The sequence below is a fragment of the Aestuariivirga sp. genome, assembly GCF_046294715.1.
In the GTDB taxonomy this organism is placed as follows: domain Bacteria; phylum Pseudomonadota; class Alphaproteobacteria; order Rhizobiales; family Aestuariivirgaceae; genus Aestuariivirga.
The window spans coordinates 29,612-44,337 of record NZ_JBKBKI010000033.1 but is presented as its reverse complement, the minus strand read 5'-3'; the positions used below and the strand labels follow the sequence as shown (position 1 = coordinate 44,337).

13 protein-coding genes are annotated in these 14,726 nt (G+C 66.7%); 12 read left to right on the top strand and 1 reads right to left on the bottom strand.

All coding sequences use genetic code 11. From position 1 onward, the window contains the following. Positions 1 to 94: 94 nt before the first annotated feature. Together ACK4HL_RS17340 and ACK4HL_RS17335 are read left to right on the top strand one after the other, a co-directional pair. Positions 95 to 1,810 (top strand): tetratricopeptide repeat protein, encoded by a 1,716-nt coding sequence (locus tag ACK4HL_RS17340; protein WP_409762942.1) that lies wholly within the window; start codon positions 95 to 97, stop codon positions 1,808 to 1,810. 11 nt (positions 1,811 to 1,821) lie between these two features. Continuing rightward, the gene (locus ACK4HL_RS17335; RefSeq protein WP_409762939.1) at positions 1,822 to 2,649 is read left to right on the top strand and encodes a 4-(cytidine 5'-diphospho)-2-C-methyl-D-erythritol kinase; all 828 of its coding nucleotides are present in this window, start codon (positions 1,822 to 1,824) and stop codon (positions 2,647 to 2,649) included. 3 nt (positions 2,650 to 2,652) lie between these two features. On the opposite strand, the gene ACK4HL_RS17330 is transcribed toward ACK4HL_RS17335, so the two are convergent. Further along, a complete protein-coding gene (locus ACK4HL_RS17330) occupies positions 2,653 to 3,672 on the bottom strand; it encodes a polyprenyl synthetase family protein (RefSeq protein WP_409762936.1) in 1,020 nt (339 codons plus the stop codon). A 78-nt stretch (positions 3,673 to 3,750) separates the two neighbouring features. On the opposite strand from ACK4HL_RS17330, the gene ACK4HL_RS17325 reads away from it, so the two are divergent. The 10 genes from ACK4HL_RS17325 (at position 3,751) to ppdK (ending at position 14,627) form a co-directional block, all read left to right on the top strand. Further along, entirely contained in the window at positions 3,751 to 3,966 is a 216-nt protein-coding gene (locus ACK4HL_RS17325) for a DUF2007 domain-containing protein (RefSeq protein ID WP_409762933.1), read from the top strand. An 18-nt stretch (positions 3,967 to 3,984) separates the two neighbouring features. Next, positions 3,985 to 4,797 carry a tRNA1(Val) (adenine(37)-N6)-methyltransferase gene (locus ACK4HL_RS17320; RefSeq protein ID WP_409762930.1) on the top strand — a complete coding sequence of 271 codons (813 nt, stop codon included), beginning with the start codon at positions 3,985 to 3,987 and terminating at the stop codon, positions 4,795 to 4,797. 42 nt (positions 4,798 to 4,839) lie between these two features. After that, positions 4,840 to 5,688: a S49 family peptidase gene (locus ACK4HL_RS17315; RefSeq protein WP_409762927.1), complete on the top strand. Its 849-nt coding sequence runs from the start codon at positions 4,840 to 4,842 to the stop codon at positions 5,686 to 5,688. Between the two features lie 47 nt (positions 5,689 to 5,735). Next, the gene (locus ACK4HL_RS17310; RefSeq protein WP_409762924.1) at positions 5,736 to 5,918 is read left to right on the top strand and encodes a hypothetical protein; all 183 of its coding nucleotides are present in this window, start codon (positions 5,736 to 5,738) and stop codon (positions 5,916 to 5,918) included. Between the two features lie 74 nt (positions 5,919 to 5,992). Then, positions 5,993 to 6,901, top strand: a complete 909-nt coding sequence (locus ACK4HL_RS17305) for a glycine--tRNA ligase subunit alpha (protein ID WP_409762921.1) — start codon at positions 5,993 to 5,995, stop codon at positions 6,899 to 6,901. An 80-nt stretch (positions 6,902 to 6,981) separates the two neighbouring features. Further along, a complete protein-coding gene (locus ACK4HL_RS17300; RefSeq protein WP_409762918.1) occupies positions 6,982 to 7,221 on the top strand; it encodes a CDGSH iron-sulfur domain-containing protein in 240 nt (79 codons plus the stop codon). 64 nt (positions 7,222 to 7,285) lie between these two features. Further along, on the top strand, positions 7,286 to 9,298 hold the full coding sequence (gene glyS, locus ACK4HL_RS17295) for a glycine--tRNA ligase subunit beta (RefSeq protein WP_409762916.1): 2,013 nt from the start codon (positions 7,286 to 7,288) through the stop codon (positions 9,296 to 9,298). A gap of 522 nt (positions 9,299 to 9,820) precedes the next feature. Next, positions 9,821 to 10,495 (top strand): UdgX family uracil-DNA binding protein, encoded by a 675-nt coding sequence (locus ACK4HL_RS17290; RefSeq protein WP_409762913.1) that lies wholly within the window; start codon positions 9,821 to 9,823, stop codon positions 10,493 to 10,495. A 64-nt stretch (positions 10,496 to 10,559) separates the two neighbouring features. Continuing rightward, entirely contained in the window at positions 10,560 to 11,792 is a 1,233-nt protein-coding gene (locus ACK4HL_RS17285; RefSeq protein ID WP_409762911.1) for an MFS transporter, read from the top strand. A gap of 159 nt (positions 11,793 to 11,951) precedes the next feature. Then, on the top strand, positions 11,952 to 14,627 hold the full coding sequence (gene ppdK, locus ACK4HL_RS17280) for a pyruvate, phosphate dikinase (protein ID WP_409762908.1): 2,676 nt from the start codon (positions 11,952 to 11,954) through the stop codon (positions 14,625 to 14,627). The last annotated feature ends 99 nt before the right edge of the window (positions 14,628 to 14,726 follow it).

Genomic DNA, 14,726 nt, shown 5'->3' with positions numbered 1-14,726 from the left:
GGGTTATAGCGATCCCAAAAAGACCGCATTTTGCGTGCAGTGTCGTTCGGTCTCGGGGCGGCGCAGTGCCGCCCCGCGTTTGAGATGGGTGCACATGACGGGTCTTCTTCTGCGCGCGATTTTGAGCCTCCTGCTCCTCGGCCCCCTTTCCGCCGCGGGTGCCTCAGCCTACGAGAAGACCGAGCCCTCCTCATCGGGAAGCTACCTCGCCGGGCGTTCCGCCGCCAAGCTGCGCGACAATGATGCCGCCTCGGATTTCCTGGGCCATGCCCTGAAGGCCGACAGCGGCAACCCCCTGCTCGTCGAGAAGGTCTTCCTCCTCGAACTCTCCGAGGGCGATCTCGAGCAGGCCCAGGCCTATGCCCGCGAAGTGCTCAAGTTCAACAGCCAGCAGCGCATGGCCCGCATCGTGCTGGGCCTCGAGGATTTCCGTGCGCGCCGCTACGAGGACGCCCGCAAGAATTTCGCCCAGGCGGCCTATACGCCGGTGGGCGAATTGACCTCCGCGCTCCTCACCGCCTGGGCCCATGCGGGGGAGGGCGAGCTCAACCTCGCCCTCAAGGCGCTGGACCGGCTGGACCGGAACGAGAGCTTCGCCAATTTCAAGTCCTTCCACTCCGGGCTGGTGGCCGACTATCTCGGCAACGCCATCCGGGCGGAGGCCTCCTACCGCCGCGCCTATGAGGAGGCGGGAAGCTCGCTCCGGGTGACGCAGGCCTATGGCAATTTCCTCGAGCGCAGCGGGCGGGCCACCGAGGCCCAGAAGATCTACCGCAGCTATCTGGACAACGACGAGAACCCGCTGATCGTGGCGGCGCTCGACGCCAGCCTCAAGAACCAGAAGCCGCAGCCCTTCGTGCCGACTCCGGGCGCCGGCGCGGCCGAGGCGCTGTTCTCGCTCGCCACCTCGATGACCGACGAGCAGAGCATCGACGTGGCGCTGCTCTACACCCAGCTGGCACTTTCCCTCACTTCCGACAGGCCGGTGGTCTTCACCCTGCTGGGCGACACCTACGAGGACATGAAGCGCTACGACAAGGCGATCGAAGCCTATGAGCAGGTGCCGAAGGATTCGCCGCTCCGCCCCAATGCCGAGATGGAAATCGCGGTGAGCCTGCAGCGGCTCGAGCGCAAGGAAGAGGCGCTCGCCGTGCTCGAGGGCGTGATCGCAAGCGACCCGAAGAACTACGACGCGATCGTGACGCTCGGAAACCTCTACCGCAACAACGAGGACTATGCCAACGCGGCGCGCGTCTACGACGATGCGATCGCCCTCATCACCGCCCCGGTGCAGGGCCACTGGCGCGTCTATTACTACGACGGCATCGCGCATGAGCGGCTCAAGCAGTGGGACCTTGCCGAAAAGAGCTTCCGCCGGGCGCTGGAGCTCTCGCCCGAGGAGCCGAGCGTGCTCAACTACCTCGGCTATTCCATGATCGAGAAGAAGATCAACCTGACCGAGGCGCTCGACATGGTGAAGAAGGCCGTCGAGCTCCGGCCGAACGACGGCTACATCATCGACAGCCTCGGCTGGGCCTATTACCAGCTCGGCGACTACGAGCAGGCGGTGACGCATATCGAACGCGCCGTCGAACTGCTCCCGGCCGACCCGATCATCGCCGAGCATCTGGGCGATGCCTACTGGCGCGTCGGGCGGCGGCTCGAGGCCAAGTTCCAGTGGCAGCATGCGCGCGACAACAAGCCCGAGCCCGAAGATCTGAAGCGGATCGTGGAGAAGATCTCCAACGGCCTACCCGACGAGCAGCCGGTGACGCCCGCCCAGAACACGCCGGGCCAGTCCAACGGCTGACGCGGCCGGTGGTGGCCTTCTCGCTTTTTGCGCCGGCCAAGGTCAATCTGGCGCTGCACGTGCTGGGCCGCCGCGCCGACGGCTACCACGAACTCGATTCGATCGTGGGTTTCGCCGACATCGGCGACAGGCTCGACTTCTCCCCCTCGGATGCCTTCGCGATCACCGCCGAAGGCCGCTTCGCCGCGGCACTGCCGCCGCCCGGGGAGAACATCATCGCCGGCGCGTGGAAGGCCGCGGGCCGTATCGCCTCCGCCCGCGGGACGCTCCTGCCGCCGGTGAGCGTCCACCTGGTGAAGAACCTGCCGCTGGCCTCCGGCATCGGCGGCGGCTCGGCGAATGCCGCGGCCGCCCTCAGGGGCTTCCTCAGGCTTGCGGGGATCACCGGGCTCGATCCGGAGATCATGGCCGAGGGGCTGGCGCTCGGCGCCGACGTTCCCGTCTGCCTTGCCGGCCGCGCCTGCAGGATGCGGGGGGTAGGCGAGCGCATCACGCCGCTCGAGGGCTTCGGCCCCCTCAAGGCCATTCTGGTGAACCCCCTCGTCGAGGTTTCGACGGCCGCCGTGTTCCGGCAGCTGGCGCTCGCTCCCGGGCAGGGCCTGGGCGAGGCCATCAGAGACGAGCGCGATCCATCAGGCTGGCGGAACGATCTTGCAGCCGCCGCGGCGGCAATCGCTCCGGTGATCGGCGAGGTGCTGGAGCGGCTTGTCTCCGCGCCAGGCGTCAAACGGGCCTTCATGTCGGGCTCGGGCGCCACCTGTGTTGCGCTTTATGAGGGAGAGGCCCCGGCGCCCCGGCTCGAGCCCGGCTGGTGGTCGGCCCGGGCCGTCATCCGATAAGGATCAGTGGGCGCGGGCCACGCAGAAGTCCACGGCTTCGAGCAGGGCGTCCTTGAGCGGCGAGTCCGGGAAGATCGCGAGCGCGTCGCGCGCGATGTCGCCATAGTGGTTGGCGCGCTCGATGGTGTCGGCGAGGGCGCCGTGCCGGTCCATCAGCTTGCGGGCATAGTGGAAATCGTCCGCCGTCTGGTTTCCCTCTTCCAGCGTGCGCTTCCAGAAATTCCGCTCTTCCGGTGCGCCGCGGCGGTAGGAGAGCACCACGGGAAGCGTGATCTTGCGCTCCCGGAAATCATCGCCCACGCCCTTGCCGAGCTTTTCGGTGGAGCCGGAATAGTCGAGCGCGTCGTCGATGAGCTGGAAGGCGATGCCGAGATTGCGGCCATAGGATTCAAGCGCGGCCTGCTCGCTGTTCGGCCGGTTCGCCACCACAGCACCGACCTCGGCCGCAGCCGAGAACAGGGCGGCGGTCTTGGCCACGATCACCTGCATGTAGGCGTCTTCGGTGGTCGAGGTATCCTGCGAGACCGAGAGCTGCAGCACCTCGCCCTCGGCGATGACGCAGGCCGCGTCCGAGAGGATGCGCAGCGCCTCGAGCGAGCCCGTCTCCACCATCATGCGGAAGGCCTGGCCGAGAAGATAGTCGCCCACCAGCACGCTTGCCTGGTTGCCCCAGATGACCCGCGCCGCCTGCTTGCCGCGGCGGAGGTCGCTCTCGTCCACCACGTCGTCGTGGAGGAGCGTCGCCGTGTGCATGAACTCGACGGAGGTGGCGAGCTTCAGGTGGTTCTCGCCCGCGTAGCCGCACATGCGGGCGGCCGCGAGCGTCAGCATCGGGCGGATGCGCTTGCCGCCCGAGTTGATGAGATGGTTTGCAATCTCGGGGATCAACTCGACATGGCTGCGGGCATGGGCGAGGATCGACTCGTTGACGCGCTCCATGTCGGAGGCGGTGAGCTTCACCAGGGGCTCGATGCTGGCCCGCTTCTTGTTGCCCGCTCCATCGAGCGGAATGACGACTCCCATGAGGGCGACCTTCACTATTCCTTTGCGGGGGGTTAAAGCACAGCTGGATTGTGAGGCCAAGATCGGCTTTCGAGGGCCATGGAAGAGCTCCTGCGCAGCAACGACCCCGTCTATCTCTCCTTCGTCCGGCATGTGCTGGAGGAGGCGGGGATCGCGTTCCTGCAGCTCGACGAGCACATGAGCGCGGTCGAAGGCTCGATCGGAATCCTGCCGCGGCGCATCATGGTGGTGGGGGAGGATCTTTCCCGGGCGCGGCTTGCGCTTGGTAACGCAGCACTAACCAAAGATACCTAGTATGCGCGACTCATGCAGATGAACGCCCAGGCCGGCTCCGACCCGAGCGGCGCCCCGCAGTCGCCGGGCGGCGTGCCCTCCTCGTTGAGCGAGGATGCCTTCCTCAACGGCCGGCTGCGTATCCTGCAGCCGGAAAAGGGTTTTCGCGCCGGGATCGATTCGGTGTTCCTGGCCGCGGCCGTGCCCTGCGGGGCTGGCGAAGCGGTCTACGAGGCAGGAATCGGAACGGGCGTTGCGGCACTCTGCCTCCTCGCCCGCAATCCCACCGTTCACGTAACCGGCATCGAGGTCGCCTCGCGCTATGCGCTGCTCTGCGAGGAGAACGCCAAGCGCAACGGCTTTGCCGACAGCGTCCGCGTGATCCGCGCGGATGTGCGGGATGCGCTCCGCCGTGACCTCTCGAGCATGCCCGTGCCGGGCTCCTTCAGCCATGCCTTTGCCAATCCGCCCTTCTTCGAGGAGGGCAGGTCGACGCCTTCTCCGCACGCGCTGAAGGCGCAGGCCCACGCCTTCGGGGCGGATGACCTCGATCTCTGGATGAAGGTGTTGCACAGCATGGTGGTGCTGCGCGGCACCGTGACCCTCGTCCACCGCGCCGATGCGCTGGGCAAGGTCCTCTCGGTGATGGACGAGCGCTTCGGCGACATCCGGATCGCACCACTTCACGCCCGGGAGGGGACTGCCGCCTCGCGGGTGGTGGTGCAGGGCGTCAAGGGTTCGCGAGCGCCGATGCAGCTGCTTCCCGGCCTCGTGCTGCACGATGCCGATTCGCGCTTCACGCCCGAGGCGGACCAGATCCTGCGCGAAGGCATGGCCTGGCGCCTGCGCTGAGGCCGGCTTGCGGCCGGGGGCCGCCCGCCCTATCTGAGGGCCATGGGGAAGCAATCCTTTTTCAGCCGGTTCATCCCGCTGCGGTTCCGGAAGTCGGTGCCGGTCGTCCATCACGTGGTGCTGAACGGCGCCATCGGCATCGGCACGGCGCTACGGCCCGCGCTCACGCTCAAGGCGCTCGACCCTCTGCTCGAGCGCGCCTTCTCGCGCAAGGGCATTGCGGCGGTGGCGCTCAGCATCAATTCGCCCGGGGGCTCCGCGGTCCAGTCCGCCCTCATCCATTCCCGAATCCGCGACCTCGCGGCCGAGCACAAGATGCCGGTTCTCGTCTTCTGCGAGGACGTCGCGGCCTCCGGCGGCTACTGGCTGGCCTGCGCGGGCGACGAGATCTATGCCGATGAGAGCTCGGTGATCGGCTCGATCGGCGTCATCTCGGCGGGCTTCGGCTTCGTCGAGGCGATCGGCAAGCTCGGGATCGAGCGGCGCGTGCACACGGCGGGCGAGGCCAAGTCCATGCTCGACCCCTTCAGGCCGGAGCGGAAGGAAGACGTGGCCCATCTCGAAGGCCTCCAGTCCGACGTGCACCAGGCCTTCAAGGCGCTGGTGAAGGGCCGGCGTGCCGGAAGGCTTGCCGCACCCGAGGAGGAGCTGTTCTCCGGCGCCTTCTGGTCCGGACGGCAGGCGCTGGCGCGAGGCCTTGTGGACGGCATCGGCCACCTGCACCAGGTGCTGAAGCAGAAGTTCGGCGAGAAGGTCGTCGTTCGCACCCTTTCACCACCCCAGGGTTGGGGCCTGCGGCGCCTCGGTTTCGGAGCGCAAGTGCCTGATATCGCTGCATCTGCAATCGAGGCCATCGAAACGCGTGCATTGTGGTCGCGTTTCGGCCTATGATTTCCGGGTTTTGATTTCCTCGTTTTCGGGGTTGCGGGAGAATCCGAATGCTTGTCTTGAAGGCCGTTTCCGTTCTCGTCGCGGGGCTCCTGTCGGTGCTCGCGGTTTCGCTGCTGATGCGCGGGATGCAGGCAGCGAAAGTGAAGGCACCCCGGACGGACGACCGCCGGAACCGTATGCGCCGCCTCAGGCAGGACCCGCGCACCGGGGTCTACTACCCCGAGGACTGAAGCGCCCAGGGGAAACCTCCTTGACGCTCTGAATCCGCCCGCCTAGGGTCCGCCCCGCTTTCCGAGGCGGACAAATGGCTCTGCAACCGACCAAATCCTTCCAGGACCTGATCCTCACGCTTCACCAGTACTGGGGGGCCAAGGGCTGCGTCATCCTGCAGCCCTACGACATGGAAGTGGGGGCGGGCACCTTCCATCCGGCAACGACGCTCCGCTCGGTGGGGCCGAGGCCCTGGGCCGCGGCCTATGTGCAGCCCTCGCGGCGGCCGAAGGACGGCCGCTATGGCGAGAACCCCAACCGGCTGCAGCACTATTACCAGTACCAGGTCATCATCAAGCCCTCGCCGCCGGACCTGCAGGATCTCTATCTCGGCTCGCTCGAGGCGATCGGCATCGACCGCTCGCTGCACGACATCCGATTCGTCGAGGACGACTGGGAGAGCCCGACGCTCGGCGCCTGGGGCCTCGGCTGGGAAGTCTGGTGCGACGGCATGGAGGTCTCGCAGTTCACCTATTTCCAGCAGGTCGGCGGGCTCGACTGCCACCCGGTCTCAGGAGAACTCACCTACGGGCTGGAACGGCTGGCGATGTATGTGCAGGGCGTGGACAATGTCTATGACCTGAACTTCAACGGGCTGGAGGGGCCGAAGCGCATCTCCTATGGCGACGTCTTCCTGCAGGCGGAACAGGAATACTCCCGCTACAATTTCGAGCACGCCGACATCGGCCTGCTGTTCCGGCACTTCGAGGATGCGGAGGCCGAGTGCAAGGCGCTGCTCGAGGCGGGCGAAAGAGAGGGCCGGCACGAGCTGGCGCTTCCCGCCTACGACCAGTGCATCAAGGCCTCCCACACCTTCAACCTGCTCGATGCGCGCGGCGTCATCTCCGTCACCGAGCGGCAGGCCTACATCCTGAGGGTGCGCGAACTCGCCAAGGGCTGCTGCGAAGCCTGGAGCAAGACGGCAGGCGGCGGCGCAGCCTGAAAGCACAGCCGGGGGTTGACGGAGGCGCCGGACGGGCTATCCTGTAACCGATTCAATTACTTTTGTGCAGGAGACGCCGCATGTCCGAACCCATCGTCGCCCAGAAATCACCGCTTCCGATCGAGGTGGAGGCGGGGAAGGATTACTGGTGGTGTGCGTGCGGCCAGTCGAAGCGCCAGCCCTTCTGCGACGGCTCGCACAAGGGAACGGAATTCACGCCCCTCAAATGGACGGCGGAGGCCTCGTCACGGAAGTTCTTCTGCGGCTGCAAGCACACGAAAGCCTCGCCCTTCTGCGACGGCAGCCACAAGGGGCTGTGATTTCCCCCAGGGGTGACAAGCGGAATCAGGCCTGCTAAGTGCCGGGCCCGCCCGGAGTGCCCCGATGCCCGAACTGCTGATCGAACTGTTTTCCGAGGAAATTCCCGCACGCATGCAGCAGAAGGCGGCGGACGATCTGCGCCAGATGGTGACCAATGCGCTGGTCGAGGCCGGGCTCACTTACGAGGGGTCCCAGACCCATGGCGGCGCGCGCCGGATCGTTCTGTCGGTCGAAGGGCTCGACGCCAAGGCGGCGGACGTGAACGAGGAGCGCAAGGGCCCCCGCGTCGACGCGCCCCAGCCCGCCATCGAAGGCTTCCTGAAATCCACCGGGCTCAGCCTCGGGCAGCTGAAGGTGCAGGACGACAAGAAGGGCCAGTTCTATCTGGCCGTCATCCGCAAGCCCGGTCGCTCGGCGACAGAGATCATCGCCGAGGTGGTGCCGGAGACGATCCGCAGGTTCCCGTGGCCCAAGTCCATGCGCTGGGGCTCCGGCTCGCTCCGCTGGGTAAGGCCGCTCCATTCCGTCGTCTGCACCTTCGACGGCGAGGTGGTGCCCTTCGAGATCGACGGCATCCGCAGCGGCAACCTCACGCGCGGGCACCGCTTCATGGGGGCGCCGACGGTCGAGGTCCGCCGCTTCGAGGATTACGCGCTGAAGCTCTCGCGCGAATTCGTGATCGTCGATGCCCATCAGCGGGCGGAGACGATCCGGGCGGAAGCAAGGAACCTCGCCTTCGCGCAAGGCCTCGAGCTGATCGAGGACGAGGGGCTGCTCAAGGAGGTGGCGGGGCTCGTCGAGTGGCCGGTGGTGCTGATGGGGAGCTTCGATGAAAGCTTCCTCGCCGTGCCGCCGGAGGTGATCGCCACCTCGATCAAAACCCACCAGAAGTGCTTCGCGCTGAGGAACGCCGCCACGGGAAGGCTGGCGAACCGCTATCTCCTCGTCTCCAACATGATCGCGCGCGACGGCGGCAAGACCATCGTCGCCGGCAACAACAAGGTGATCGCCGCGCGGCTCTCGGACGCCAGGTTCTTCTGGGACCAGGACCGCAAGGTGAAGCTCGAGGACTGGGCGAAGAAGCTCGACGCTATCACTTTCCATGCCAAGCTCGGCAGCCAGGGCGAGCGCGTGAAGCGGATCGAGAAGCTCAGCGGCGAAATCGCCGCCATCATCGGAGCCGACGTCGACAACGCAAAGCAGGCTGCGCGGCTCTCGAAGGCCGATCTCGTCACCGGCATGGTGGGCGAGTTCCCGGAGCTCCAGGGCCTGATGGGCCGCTACTATGCGCTCGACCAGGGCGTCGACCCGCAGGTGGCGGATGCCATCCGCGACCACTACAAGCCGCTCGGCCCCGCCGACACGATCCCCGTCTCGCGGGTGGGGCAGGCCGTGGCCCTGGCCGACAAGCTCGACACGCTCGTCGGCTTCTGGTCGATCGACGAGAAGCCGACCGGTTCGAAGGACCCCTATGCGCTCCGCCGCGCGGCGCTGGGCGTGATCCGCATCATCCTCGACAAGGAGCTGCGCCTGCCGCTGTCCTTCGCCGGCGAGGACCTCCTCGCCTTCTTCGCCGACCGCCTCAAGGTCTATCTCAAGGAGCAGGGCCGCCGGCATGACCTGATCGACGCCGTCTTCGCCCTCGGCAACCAGGACGACCTCGTGAACGTGGTGAAGCGCGTCGAGGCGCTGTCCTCCTTCCTCGAGACGGACGACGGCAAGAACCTGCTCGCCGGCGTCAAGCGCGCTTCCAACATCCTCCGCATCGAGGAGAAGAAGGACGCCCGCTCCTATGACGGCGACGTGCACATCAACCAGCTCATCAAGGGCGAGGAGAAGGCGCTGCACTCCGCCATCACCCAGGCCGTGGGCCAGGCGCGGCGGGCGGTGGAGAACGAGGATTTCGAGGCGGCGATGGCGGCGATCGCCAAGCTCCGCGCGCCCGTCGATGCCTTCTTCGAGCACGTGACGGTGAACGACAAGGATGCCACCTTCCGCGAGAACCGCCTGAGGCTCCTGAACCGGATCCGGCAGGCGACAGCCGAAGTGGCGGACTTCGCGAAGATCGAGGGTTGACCTAGCCGCCGGCCCCGAGCGCCAAGCGGCGTCCGCAGCACGCATGGAACACGCAAGGCCCGGAGACCATGCAGGGCAGTTCCTCAGCCACGCTGTAGGCAAGCTGAATGCAGGACAGGGGGGAAGCCAATGTCCGCGGCAACGGTCGAGCGGGCGGAGGGAAGGCGTTTGCCAGCCGCAGGCTTCCCGCAGTGGCCGCCGTCACGGCGCCCGCCATTACCACGCACCGTCTGGTCAAGAGTGTCGGCACGACCACCTCCTTCAGGGCAGGCGCCAAGTTGTTCGTGAGCGATAAGAGTCCACGGCGTCCCGGAGGTTTCAGAACGCTCCGGCGAAGATCGGTCAGCAGGCTGAGGTGCAGGTCTCCTTGTGCAAAGCAAGGCGCCATCCTGAACGTTACTTATACATCACACTCAACGGGATGTCACGCGATCCCGGCGAACCGCCGCCCCTGACCGGAGGTTGCGGCCCGGAGGATGAAGCGTGCGGGAACCTTCGCGACTCCCCGGCGATTCTCCGGCCATGGACCGCAAGCCGAAGCGCACGCTGGAATCCGACATGCCGCTCCTCGAAGGGGCGGACGTGCCCGTGCCGGCCACGCTCGAGGCGGCGCGCGAGCAGGCGAAATCCTGCACGCGCTGCCATCTCTACCGGCTGGGGACGCAGACGGTGTTCGGGGAGGGGCCCTCGCGGGCACCGGTGATGTTCGTGGGCGAACAGCCAGGCGACAAGGAGGATCTCGCGGGGCGGCCCTTCGTGGGGCCGGCGGGGCGGCTCTTCGACACGCTGCTCGAGGAGGTGGGGATCGACCGGGCCAAGTGCTACGTCACCAATGCGGTGAAGCATTTCAAGCACGAGCCGCGGGGTTCCTTCCGTCTCCACAAGAAACCGGACGCGCCCGAAATCGAGGCCTGCAAGTGGTGGCTCCGGATCGAGACGGCAATCGTCAAGCCGAAGCTCTTCGTGGCGCTGGGGGCCACCGCCGCGCAGTCCCTCACGGGAGACGGCCGCGGGATCCTGAAGCGGCGCGGAGGCTTCGAGGAGACGCGTGACGGCCGCCCGATCCTCATCACCATCCATCCTTCCGCACTGCTGCGCATTCCCCAGGCCCGTGACGCTGCGGCCGCCCGGCAGCGCTTCCGAGAGGACCTGGCGCTGATCCTCGAGAAGCTTCCCGGCATCGCGCTCGCGGCGTGAGCCAGCGCCTCTCCCCCCGCGGCATTGTTTTGACCTCGGGTCCGCCAGCGGCTAGGGAGCGTGCATGAGTCCCGCCGCCGCATACACGCCCGACAGCCGTTACGCCTGGTTCAGGCTCTTCGTTTCGCTGGTGCTCGCCGTGGTGGGCGGCATCGGGCTGTGGCTCGCCGTCGTCGTGCTGCCGACCATCCAGGCCGAGTTCGGCGTGGACCGCGCGGGGGCTTCGCTGCCCTATACCGCCACCTTCGTCGGCTTCGCCTTCGGCGGCTTCACCATGGGGCGCGTGGCCGACCGCTTCGGCATCATGGTGCCCGTTTCCATCGCTGGTGCGGCATTGGGCGCCGGTTTCTTCCTCGCCGCCCTGTCGCAAAGCTATTGGCAGTTCCTGGCGGTGCAGGCGGTGCTGATCGGCTTCCTCGGCAGCGCGGCCACCTTCGGGCCGCTCGTCGCCGATGCCTCGCAGTGGTTCCTGAGGCAGCGCGGAATCGCCATCGCCATCGTGGCGAGCGGCAACTACATCGCGGGCACCATCTGGCCGCCCTTCATGCAAGCGGCGATCGAGAGCTATGGCTGGCGCAGCACCTACATGGCGATCGGGGTGCTCTGCGTCTTGGTCATGCTGCCCCTGGCCCAGTTCCTCAGGCGCCGGCCGCATTTCGACGACAGCGCCAGCCCGGCGAGCCGCGGGGCCGGCCCCAAGGGATTGCTGCCCCGCCACCCTCTGCTGTTTCCCGCCCTCGTGCTGGCGGGGCTTTCCTGCTGCGTGGCCATGTCGATGCCGCAGGTGCACATCGTGGCCTATTGCGCCGACCTCGGCTATGGCCCGGCACGCGGGGCGGAGATGCTGTCCATGATGCTCGGCTTCGGCGTGCTGAGCCGGCTCATTTCGGGCTATGTCGCCGACCGCGTCGGCGGCCTTCCCACGCTGATCGCCGGCTCCTTCCTGCAGATGCTGGCGTTGCTGTTCTACATCCCCTTCGACGGGCTGACGTCGCTCTACGTGGTCTCGGCGGTCTTCGGCCTGGCACAGGGCGGAATCGTGCCGAGCTATGCGCTCATCGTGCGCGACCATTTCCCCGCCCGCGAGGCGGGAAGCCGCATCAGCACGGTGCTCACGGCCACCGTCTTCGGCATGGCGCTGGGGGGCTGGATATCGGGCGAGATCTATGACTGGACGGGCTCCTACACGGCAGCCTTCGTGAACGGTGTCGCCTGGAACGTGCTCAATCTCGGCATCGCCCTGTGGATCCTCCATGTGAGGAAGCCGCAAATCCCCGCCGCCGCTCTTCCCGCCTGACCATCAAGGAACAACACAGAAGCCGCCGCCGTTGCCCGCACGGCGGAGTTTGATGCAAATGCGATATTGCATTGCACAAGGATGTTAACTGTGGTTTGGTTTTGGCGGGCCGCCGCCCGCTACACCCGACTAGAAAACCGAGAATGGGAAGAGTGAGACATGGCGGCTGAATCCCGCAAATTCGTCTATCGCTTCGGCGGCGGCGCTGCCGAAGGCCGTGCCGGCATGAAGACGCTCCTGGGCGGCAAGGGCGCCAACCTGGCCGAAATGGCCAATCTGGGCCTGCCGGTGCCGCCCGGCTTCACCATTTCAACCGAGGTCTGCACGGCCTATTACGCCGGGAAGCAATGCTACCCCGAGGGTCTCGAGGAGCAGGTGGCGGAGGCCCTTGCCGCCGTCGAGGCCACAGTCGGAGCACGCTTCGGCGAGAAGGCCAATCCTCTCCTGGTTTCGGTGCGCTCGGGTGCCAGGGCCTCGATGCCGGGGATGATGGACACGGTGCTCAATCTCGGCCTCAACGACGAAACGGTCGAGGGGCTCGCCGCGAGGTCCGGTGACCGCCGCTTCGCCTTCGACAGCTACCGCCGCTTCATCGGCATGTATTCGGACGTGGTTCTTGGCGTGGACCATGCCGAGTTCGAGGACATACTGGGCGGCTTCAAGGAGCAACGCCATTACGCGCTCGACACCGAGGTGACGGCGGAGGAATGGGAAGGACTGATCCGCCGCTACAAGGCGCGGGTGGAGGAGGAGACGGGAAAGCCCTTCCCGCAGGATGTGCGCGAGCAGCTCTGGGGGGCGATCGGCGCGGTGTTCAAATCGTGGAACGGGGCCCGGGCGCTGACCTACCGCCGGCTCAACAACATTCCGGAGGACTGGGGCACCGCCGTCAACATCCAGGCCATGGTGTTCGGAAACATGGGCGAGACCTCGGCCACCGGCGTCGCCTTCACCCGCAATCCCTCGACGGGTGCCAAGGAACTCTATGGCGAGTTCCTCGTCAACGCCCAGGGCGAAGACGTGGTCGCGGGAATCCGCACGCCGCAGAACATCACCGAGAGGGCGCGCCTGGAGGCGGGCTCAAACGCGCCCTCGCTCGAGGCGCTGATGCCGCAAACCTTCGCCGAGCTTCAGCGAACCTTCGACCTGCTCGAGCGCCATTACCGCGACATGCAGGACATGGAATTCACCATCCAGGGCGGAAAGCTCTGGATGCTCCAGACGCGCACCGGCAAGCGCACGGCGCGTGCGGCGCTCAAGATCGCGGTCGACATGGCCGGAGAGGGCCTGATCAGCGAGGCGGAGGCCGTCTCGCGCATCGATCCCGCCTCGCTCGACCAGCTGCTGCACCCGACGCTCGACCCCAAGGCCAACCGCGAGGTGATCGCCACCGGACTTCCCGCTTCCCCGGGCGCGGCGTCGGGCGAGATCGTGTTCGACGCGGACGAGGCAGAGCGGGTGAAGGCGCTCAACCACCGTGTCATCCTCGTGCGCATCGAGACGAGCCCCGAGGACATTCACGGCATGCATGCGGCCGAGGGCATCCTCACGACGCGCGGCGGCATGACGTCCCACGCCGCGGTCGTCGCGCGCGGCATGGGCAAGCCCTGCGTGTCCGGGGCGGGTGCGCTCCGCATCGACTACCAGGCGGGGACACTCACGGTCGCGGGGCTCACGCTCAGGAAGGGCGACACGATCACCATCGACGGCAGCACGGGCCAGGTGATGAAGGGCGAGGTGGCGACGATCAAGCCGGAGCTCTCGGGCGATTTCGCCACGCTGATGTCATGGGCCGACAAGCTCCGCCGCATGGGCGTGCGCGCCAATGCCGAGACTCCTCTCGACGCCCGCACCGCGCGCGACTTCGGCGCCGAGGGCATCGGCCTCTGCCGCACCGAGCACATGTTCTTCGATGCGGGGAGGATCCTGGCGGTGCGCGAGATGATCCTCGCCGACAAGCTGGAGAAGCGGAAGGCGGCACTCGCCAAGCTGCTGCCGATGCAGCGCAAGGATTTCATCGAACTGTTCGAGATCATGGCCGGCCTCCCCGTGACGATCCGCCTCCTCGATCCGCCGCTGCATGAATTTCTTCCCCATGCGGACCATGAGATCGAGGAGGTGGCCGAGCAGATGAACGCCAATGCCGATTCGCTCCGCGCCCGGGTTGCCGAGCTCAAGGAGTTCAACCCCATGCTCGGCCATCGCGGCGTGAGGCTGCTCATCTCCTATCCGGAGATCGCGGAGATGCAGGCGCGCGCCATCTTCGAGGCGGCGGTCGAGGTCGGTCGGCGCACCGGAAAGGCGCCGATCCCGGAGGTGATGGTGCCGCTCGTCGCCTCCAGGAACGAGCTCGAGCGTGTGAAGGAGCGGATCGTGGCGGTGGCCGAGGATGTGGCCAAGGAATCGGGTGTGCGGATCGACTATTCGGTGGGCACGATGATCGAACTGCCGCGTGCCGCCCTCTGCGCCGGCGAGATTGCCCAATCGGCGGACTTCTTCTCCTTCGGCACCAATGACCTGACACAGACCACCTTCGGCATCAGCCGGGACGATGCGGCCCGCTTCATCGGAGAATACACCGCGAAGGGCGTGTTCAGGTGCGATCCCTTCATCTCGCTCGATACCGAGGGCGTGGGCGAACTCGTACGAATCGGGACCGAGCGCGGCCGGAAGGCCCGGCCCGGCCTCAAGACCGGGATCTGCGGCGAACATGGCGGCGATCCCGCCTCGATCGCGTTCTGCGAAAAGATCAATCTCGACTATGTCTCATGCTCGCCGTTTCGCGTGCCGATCGCACGATTGGCCGCGGCGCAGGCAAGCCTTGCGAAAGATTGAGGAAAGATCGCGTTGTATCAGGTTGTTAACCATGTCTTCACCCTGCCGCCGATCGGGCGCAAAAGGGGCGGGATCGGGTTGCCGGCATGGTTAACCTAT